General features: G+C 41.6%; 8 protein-coding genes and 1 pseudogene. 4 read left to right on the top strand and 5 right to left on the bottom strand.

Annotation, left to right across the window (positions count from 1 at the left end):
* Both WBM98_RS09030 and WBM98_RS09025 read right to left on the bottom strand, forming a co-directional pair.
* A pseudogene (locus tag WBM98_RS09030) lies at positions 1-498 on the bottom strand (glycine--tRNA ligase); the annotation flags it as partial.
* 36 nt (positions 499-534) lie between these two features.
* Complete coding sequence (locus WBM98_RS09025) at positions 535-1431, bottom strand: hypothetical protein (protein WP_424365695.1); 897 nt, start codon at positions 1429-1431, stop codon at positions 535-537.
* 144 nt (positions 1432-1575) lie between these two features.
* On the opposite strand from WBM98_RS09025, the gene WBM98_RS09020 reads away from it, so the two are divergent.
* Both WBM98_RS09020 and WBM98_RS09015 read left to right on the top strand, forming a co-directional pair.
* Entirely contained in the window at positions 1576-2184 is a 609-nt protein-coding gene (locus WBM98_RS09020; protein ID WP_424365694.1) for a ComF family protein, read from the top strand.
* Between the two features lie 93 nt (positions 2185-2277).
* Complete coding sequence (locus WBM98_RS09015) at positions 2278-3894, top strand: Ig-like domain-containing protein (RefSeq protein ID WP_424365693.1); 1617 nt, start codon at positions 2278-2280, stop codon at positions 3892-3894.
* Here the strand turns inward: WBM98_RS09015 and WBM98_RS09010 are convergent.
* From WBM98_RS09010 to WBM98_RS09000, 3 genes are read right to left on the bottom strand one after another with little or no spacing between them, the layout of a single operon-like run.
* On the bottom strand, positions 3878-4657 hold the full coding sequence (locus WBM98_RS09010; protein WP_424365692.1) for a nitrilase family protein: 780 nt from the start codon (positions 4655-4657) through the stop codon (positions 3878-3880). The two genes, WBM98_RS09015 and WBM98_RS09010, sit on opposite strands and share 17 nt — an antisense overlap.
* A gap of 3 nt (positions 4658-4660) precedes the next feature.
* On the bottom strand, positions 4661-5284 hold the full coding sequence (locus WBM98_RS09005) for an NUDIX hydrolase N-terminal domain-containing protein (RefSeq protein WP_424365691.1): 624 nt from the start codon (positions 5282-5284) through the stop codon (positions 4661-4663).
* 9 nt (positions 5285-5293) lie between these two features.
* Positions 5294-5764 carry an ankyrin repeat domain-containing protein gene (locus WBM98_RS09000; protein ID WP_424365690.1) on the bottom strand — a complete coding sequence of 157 codons (471 nt, stop codon included), beginning with the start codon at positions 5762-5764 and terminating at the stop codon, positions 5294-5296.
* Between the two features lie 321 nt (positions 5765-6085).
* Between WBM98_RS09000 and WBM98_RS08995 the strand changes: the two genes are divergently transcribed.
* Both WBM98_RS08995 and WBM98_RS08990 read left to right on the top strand, forming a co-directional pair.
* The gene (locus tag WBM98_RS08995; RefSeq protein ID WP_424365689.1) at positions 6086-6685 is read left to right on the top strand and encodes a DinB family protein; all 600 of its coding nucleotides are present in this window, start codon (positions 6086-6088) and stop codon (positions 6683-6685) included.
* 271 nt (positions 6686-6956) lie between these two features.
* On the top strand, positions 6957-7422 hold a 466-nt coding region (locus WBM98_RS08990; protein ID WP_424365688.1), incomplete at its 3' end, for an LpxA family transferase.

Raw genomic sequence — 7422 nt, 5'->3', positions numbered from 1 at the left:
GTCCTCATTTTCCAATGACCTTCCCAATCTTTTTAGGATCTCATCGGCTTTCTCCTGATATTCGATCACGCGTTGGTTGGTCGCCAAGAATTGGTCCTTGTCAAAAGCATCCCCGAAACGTTTTTCGGCTTTGGCCACTTCCTTTTCTATCTTGGCCTCGATCTTTGCTACATAATCCTCGACCAGCACATCGGCCCGGTATCTTTTTTTGGAATCCCGATTATCTATCAAGGGATCATTAAAGGCATCGACATGGCCAGAAGCCTTCCAGGTGGTCGGGTGCATAAAAATGGCGGCATCAATCCCAACAATGTTCTCATTGAGCTGTACCATGGCCTTCCACCAGTACTCCCTAATATTTTTTTTGAGTTCCGCACCGTTCTGCCCATAATCGTAAACAGCGCTTAATCCGTCGTATATTTCACTGGATTGGAATACATAACCATATTCCTTAGCATGTGAAATTACTTTTTTGAAATCGTCTTCTTGTTTTGCCATGTGGCAAAAATAGAATATTCCCCTAAATACATGTGGTTATTTTAACTGAAATTCTGCGGAGTCCAATAATCTTTCATCCTCAAAGACATTCAGGGTATAGCTTCCAGGTTTCAGGGAACCCTCGGGTATGGTAATAGCCTCGCATACCTGCACCTCTTCACCCATAAAATCAATCTCTACCCTTTTACTGTACACATTGCCGTTCACCAAAATAGTATTGGCATTATCCTCGATAACGCCCATATTTGGGGCCAAGAATTGGAAATACAATATTTTCTTTGTGTTGATCATGGTAGGATCTGCCATTATGGTAACACAACCCCGTAACTTTTCTACTGTTGAAGCTTTGTTGGTTCTTAAGGGTTTACCGCTCCGTAACCGAAAACTAGAGCCCTCGGTATCTTGAAGAACTAAATAACTCTTTGTTTTGAGTTCCTTGTTAAGTTCCAATATTTTTTGTCGCTGCAAGGCTTCGGCTTGGGCAATTGAATTGCTGGCATCCCTTAAGGCTTCCATCTGCGATTGGGTTTCTTCAACCTTGTTCGTCAATAGCATATTGTTGTACCTCAGGAAATTATTCTTAAGCTTAAGGCTATCGTTCTTTGCCTCAAGCCTTCGGAGCTCGGTTTTGAATTCCCTTAATTTTTCAATGGTAAAGGTGAGCCTACCCACCGAATCCAAAAGCTGTTGCACTTCATATCGAGCACCTTGGATCTCTATTTCATTTACTTCATTGAGTGCCGTAAGTCTATCAACATCAGCCTTCATTAAGGTGAGGTCCTTTACCAAGATCTCTTTTTCCTGTTTCAAGAAACTAATTTGGTTTTCAGATTGGGCGTAACTATAGTAAAATGCGATCAGTATACCTATGATCACGGCAACCAAAGCAGCAAGTATAATCTTGTAGTTGAATTTATTATCTTGTCCGTCCATTAATTCAAGTCGGCTTTAAGTAGGTTATTAATACTAAGATTCGTGCTCTCCAATCTATCAAAGATACTAAATGATATCAACTCGATCCTGCTACCTAGGGTGTGTTTTGGATGTAATGCACGATTAAATAGAGGAGAGTATCACTTGTGTACCGTTTGTCGAAACCAATTACCACTCACCGAATATGATTTTAACGTTGAAAATGCCGTTGACCGTATCTTTTATGGTAGAATTAACATCAAAAAAGCGAATTCTTTCCTTTTTTTCATAGAAAATGGTATCGTAAAAAACCTGATCCATCATTTAAAGTATAAAAATCAGGAGCAAATCGGTACTTTTTTGGGGGATTGGCATGGCCAGATAATTGCAGAGAACAATTATTTGGGTAAAATAGATTTTGTTGTACCTGTTCCGCTACACCGAAAAAAAGCAAGAAAACGCGGTTATAATCAAGTTTCGGCCTTTGGAAGACGATTGGCACATCACCTACAGGCTGAATTTCTTGAGGACGCCTTGATCAAGACGTCAAATACCCGAACCCAAACAAAAAAGAATAGAATTGGCCGTTGGCAGAACAATAAGGCCCTATATCTCCTTAAATACCCCAAACTTTTGGAAAATAAGCACATTCTCTTGGTCGATGATGTTATAACCACTGGGGCCACTATGGAAATTTGTGCCCAAACCCTGAACCAGGCCAAGGGAGTTACCCTATATCTAACCAGCATGGCGGTCGTTCCATTGACACCATGACGGTCTCCCCTAACTTGAAATCCCTACGCAATGTTAATTCATGAAGGCAATTTCCAAATTATGTGTTACTTTGCCCCTTAGATAGGTAATTTGATGTTCAAACGTATTTTCGCTTACATTTTCCTCTTTTTTATCGCCGCGGCCGTAATGCAATGTGCACGACGAGGAAGACCTACGGGAGGCCCTAAGGATGTTGCCCCTCCTGTGTTGCTTAAAGCCGAGCCCGAGAACATGACCATAAATTTCACCGAGAATACGATTCGACTGTATTTTGATGAATTGGTGAAGTTGGAAGATGTACAGGAACAGCTAATCGTCTCGCCGCCCCTCAAGTATTTGCCTAATATTACACCCCAGGGAGGTGCGAACAAATTCATCGAAATCACCATCAAGGATACCCTTCAGGAAAATACCACCTATACCCTTAATTTTGGCCAGAGCATTGTCGATAACAATGAGGGCAACCCCAATCGCTTCCTAACCTATGTTTTCTCTACAGGAAGTTATATCGATTCCTTACAAGTACAAGGTGCCATTAAAGATGCTTATAATCGTAAAGCGGATGAATTCGTTAGTGTGATGCTATACGAAATCGATACGGCCTATACCGATTCGACCATATACAATAGACCGCCAAACTATATCACCAATACATTGGACAGTGCCGTGATCTTTACCCTGCCCAACCTTAAGGAGGGGAAATACGCGATGTTCGCACTGAAAGATGCGAACAAAAATAATATGTTCGATCAAAATGTGGATAAAATTGGGTTTATAGAGGACACGGTCGCAATACCTTCCGATTCGACTTTTCTCTTGACCTTGTTCAAGGAAATTCCCGATTATAAAATATCGGTACCCAGCCTAGCCGCCAGCAATAAAATCATATTTGGTTATTATGGTGATGGTAAGGATATTGATATATCGCTATTGAGTGTTTTACCCGATACGGTTAAAACCACGCTTACCAAAGAACCTGAAAAAGACACCTTGAATTTTTGGTTTACCCCATTTGAAATGGATTCCTTGATTTTCACCGTTCGCAATGAAAGACTCAAGGTCGTTGATACTTTTACAGTGAAAAATAGAAAAGTAGCCCTTGATTCACTGCAACTAAAAGCCAATCAAAGCGGGGCGTTAGGCTTTAAAGCCCCCCTCAACATACGGGGCAATACACCATTGATCGCTATCGATACCTCAAAAATAGGATTGATCAATAAGGATTCCCTTGCTGTAGATTTCTTGGCAGTTTTGGATAGTATAGGAAATAAGATCGATTTTGACTTCGAAAGACAACCCGAAGAAAATTACGAACTGGAACTCCTGCCTGGAGCGATCACCGATTTTTTTGGGAGCCAAAACGACACGATGAATATCCGGTTGCGAACAAAGGGTTTTGCCGATTTTGGCAACCTGACCATGGACATCATTGCAAGTTTGGAGAATTACCCTTTGATCGTTCAATTAACCTCGGAAAAAGGTGAGGTACAACAAGAATTGTACGCCGAAGAACCCAAAGTGTTCGAATTCAACCATATAGAACCTACAAATTACCTTGTACGCGTCATCTTTGATGCCAATGGCAACGGTAAGTGGGATACCGGAAATTACCTAAAACGCATTCAGCCTGAAAAGGTAAGCTATTATCCCGATGTCATTGAGATACGGGCCAACTGGGAAAAAAACGAGACCTTTATACTTTCAAAGTAAACTCGTCGCGGTCTTCGAGAAATTTTAGTTTATTCCTTGTGGTAGCGATATGGCTTTTTTTCAGCGTGGTATAACATATGGTTTCCTCTGTGGCAAATACCATTTGTTCCCCAAGGCAATCATAAGCTGCAGAATGCCCAGAATACACATAGCCCGCCTCATCTTGACCACAGCGGTTCACGCCGATGGCATATGCCATATTCTCAATGGCCCTTGCCTTAAGTAAGGTGTCCCATGCATTTATTCTTGGCTTCGGCCAATTGGCCACATAGATCAGCACATCATAGTCACAGGTATTCCTGGCCCATACAGGGAACCGCAGATCATAACAGATCATGGGATTTATCCTGAAGCCCTTGTAATCGATGATTGTACATTGGGTCCCCGCCTTATATATTTTATCTTCCCCTGCCAAGGTAAACGTATGGCGTTTATCATACGTTGCGAAGGTGCCATCAGGTGCTACAAAGAACAAACGGTTAAAAAAATGTCCGTTCTCAAAAAAAGCCATACTTCCCACTATTGCGGCTTTGTACTTTTTTGCCTGTGAAAGCATCCAATCCAAGGTTCTTTGTCCTTCGCCCTTATCGATATTTTCGGGAGTCATGGTAAACCCCGTCGTGAACATTTCAGGGAGTACCACCACATCCACATTCCCCGATAGCTCGGTGAATTTTTTGGAGAGCATTGTTCGATTACGTTCGGGGTCTTCCCAAACCAAGCTGGTCTGTACCAAGGCAATATTAAGTTCTTGGTCTTTCATAGATCAATCAAAATAAACGTTCCTATTTCCATCAATTACCATCTTATAAAGTTGTTGTAATTGCGATTTCAAAATGCGGTCCTCTGATAATTCAGGCAAGTCATCAGGCTTGAAAAAAGCAGCCCCATCCATGTCAAAACCAGGTTGGAGTTTCCCCCCTTCCAGCGTGCATAAGAACACCAATTTATAAATATAAAATGGCTGTGGTGGATGCGGATGCATGCGTTTGTCATAGACTGCCAACAAGCGATCAACGGAACATTTAAGACCAGTTTCTTCCTCGATCTCCTTGAGAACCACCTCCGATGGGGTAAAACCAATATCGGCCCAACCACCGGGAATGGTCCATTTACCGTCAACTTGCTCTTTCGCCATAAGAATTTCATGGGTATCGTTCAATACAAATCCCCTGACATCGACCTTTACGGTTGGATAGTCCTTTTCAGGCAAATAAAACCCATTGAGCACGGCAAGGGGTTGCCGGGTGATATGACTTAACAATTGCAGACTGATTTCGCGAAGTTCGGTATAGCGTTCCCTATTGTATTCATCCGTGGAATATACCAATCCGGTATCTGCCAGCGCTTTAATCCGTTTGATCAGTTCTAGGTCCCGGTCTTCTTTCATAGACCAATATTACTCATTTTCCAACAATTTAATAAGCTTTGGGTTATCCCCCAATCGTGCATGATCCAAAGCTGTTAATCCCCGGGCATCCTTAAGGGACCTATCGGCACCATGTTCCAATAATAAGGCAGCAATTTCCTCACGATTGAAAGTTGCCGCATAGATAAGACAGGAAGCTCCTATAGCATTTTGTGCATTAATGTTCGCCCCCTTCGCAATCAGTTTTTTGGCAACATCGGTGTACCCCTTGAAGCATACGCCCAGCAAAGCAGTATTGCCCGAAGCATCCTTGGCGTCGATGATCGCCCCCTTTTCAAGCAAGAGGTCAGTAATTTCCTGCTCATCATAATACGTGGCCAAAATCAATGGTGTAGAACCCCGATCATCCTTACTGTTGACAAGCATGGGGTTCTTCTCTAACATGGTCTTGACTTCCCTAAAACCACTATTTCTAATTTCGTTAAAAAAGAATTCATTCATAGTTCATGGTATATACTACCCATTATAAATGTATAAAAAAAACCATCACATCGATCCATTTCATGTGTGACAGTTATCAGATACTTGTATATTTAATTCAGGTTCTTTTTTCTATGGGAATTGGTGCCATTTTCATGTATCTGATTGACTAAATGAAGTTGTGTCCCTTTTTTTTATATTTTGGTCCTATAAATAGTTGTTTTGACGCCGGTAATGGCTTTCGTTTTCTGTTTCCCCACGTTTTGTGTCCGTTACGATCGTTTTTGATTCGCTTATTTTGGAAGCTGTTTATTCAAAAAACAACTTAAAACCATTCAAAAAATGAAAAAATTTATCTTGCCTATTGTAGTACTAGCACTAGTCAGTTTTGGTGTCATAAGCAAAGGGCTGACCGATGAAGAAAGGGAATTCGCAGTAAATCATATGCGAGGCACACAAGAACGTTTATTAACGGTTGTGAAAGGGCTTAGCGAGGCCCAACTCAATTTTAAAAGTTCACCTGAATCCTGGTCCATCGCTGAATGTGTGGAACATCTGGCCATTTCCGAGGAAATGATCGGAGGAATGCTGCAAGAGGCATTGGAAACCCCTGCAGATCCTTCCATGCGCGATTCCGTAAAAATATCCGACGACGATTTATTGGGGATAATCTCAAGTCGCGACAAAAAGGTTAAAACAGGGGAGGCTTTTGAACCTTCAGGTAAATTTGGCTCCTATGCTAAAACCCTGGTAGCCTTTATGACCAAACGTGCCGAACATATAGCGTATATGAGGACTACCAAGGACGATTTAAGAAACCATTACGCACAACTGCCATTTGGAACGATCGATGGGGTACAAATTCTATTATTTATGAGTGGGCATACCGAAAGGCATATACGGCAAATGGAAGAGGTTTTGGCACATCCTGAATTTCCTTAAAAAATGCAGTCCCTAGCCGATTTACCTAAAATGGAATCGGGGTATCCGTTCGATTATCCCGCCTGTATTGAACCAATATCATGCTGTCTGGCAGTACGTGATGGCACGCTATCCAAAATGCCTGGGACCATTACATTTCGTGACCGAAACACAGTGCCTCAACCTGCATTCGTACACTATCAAGGACAAGGATGGGTTTTAATTCCATATAAGGTATAACAACCTATAAGTGCAACTTACCAAATAAAAAAAGTTTCTAGCCATACATAAAATGAACATTAGTGATTTTATTTCGAATATTTCGGCGCATTTCAATGCAGAAAAAACGTCAAGGCCGTGGGAATTGACTACCCATGTAAAAGAAATAATTGAAGGAATACTTCCGAATCTTGGTCCAGACTTCAAGGTCAATAATGGCATAGCGCTACATAAGACAACCGTCATTGAAAAGGGAGTCACTATCAAGGGACCGTTTATAGCATTGGAACACTGCCATATCAGTGCAAATGCATATTTTCGGGAAGGCGTGTTTTTGGACAAATCCGTAAAAATCGGTCCCGGTTCGGAAATTAAAAGTAGCATCATCTGTTCTGGAACGACAATTGCGCATCTAAACTATATCGGGAATAGTCTAGTCGGGCACAATGTGAATTTTGAGGCCGGTTCAATAGCCGCCAACCATTTCAATGAAAGAGAAAATAAAAGGATTTGGGTGAGATATAAGGACGAATTAATAG

It is taken from the genome of Maribacter sp. (assembly GCF_049667165.1).
Classification (GTDB): Bacteria; Bacteroidota; Bacteroidia; order Flavobacteriales; family Flavobacteriaceae; genus Maribacter_A.
The sequence above is the reverse complement of the archived record's forward strand: the minus strand, read 5'-3'. Positions and strand labels throughout refer to the sequence as shown.

What these genes read in the sequence shown, in the direction of transcription:
- WBM98_RS09005 (WP_424365691.1), bottom strand. Translation starts at nt 5,284, where the DNA reads ATGAAAGAAGACCGGGACCTAGAACTGATCAAACGGATTAAAGCGCTG.
- WBM98_RS09015 (WP_424365693.1), top strand. Translation starts at nt 2,278, where the DNA reads ATGTTCAAACGTATTTTCGCTTACATTTTCCTCTTTTTTATCGCCGCG.
- WBM98_RS09025 (WP_424365695.1), bottom strand. Translation starts at nt 1,431, where the DNA reads ATGGACGGACAAGATAATAAATTCAACTACAAGATTATACTTGCTGCT.
- WBM98_RS08995 (WP_424365689.1), top strand. Translation starts at nt 6,086, where the DNA reads ATGAAAAAATTTATCTTGCCTATTGTAGTACTAGCACTAGTCAGTTTT.
- WBM98_RS09010 (WP_424365692.1), bottom strand. Translation starts at nt 4,657, where the DNA reads ATGAAAGACCAAGAACTTAATATTGCCTTGGTACAGACCAGCTTGGTT.
- WBM98_RS09000 (WP_424365690.1), bottom strand. Translation starts at nt 5,764, where the DNA reads ATGAATGAATTCTTTTTTAACGAAATTAGAAATAGTGGTTTTAGGGAA.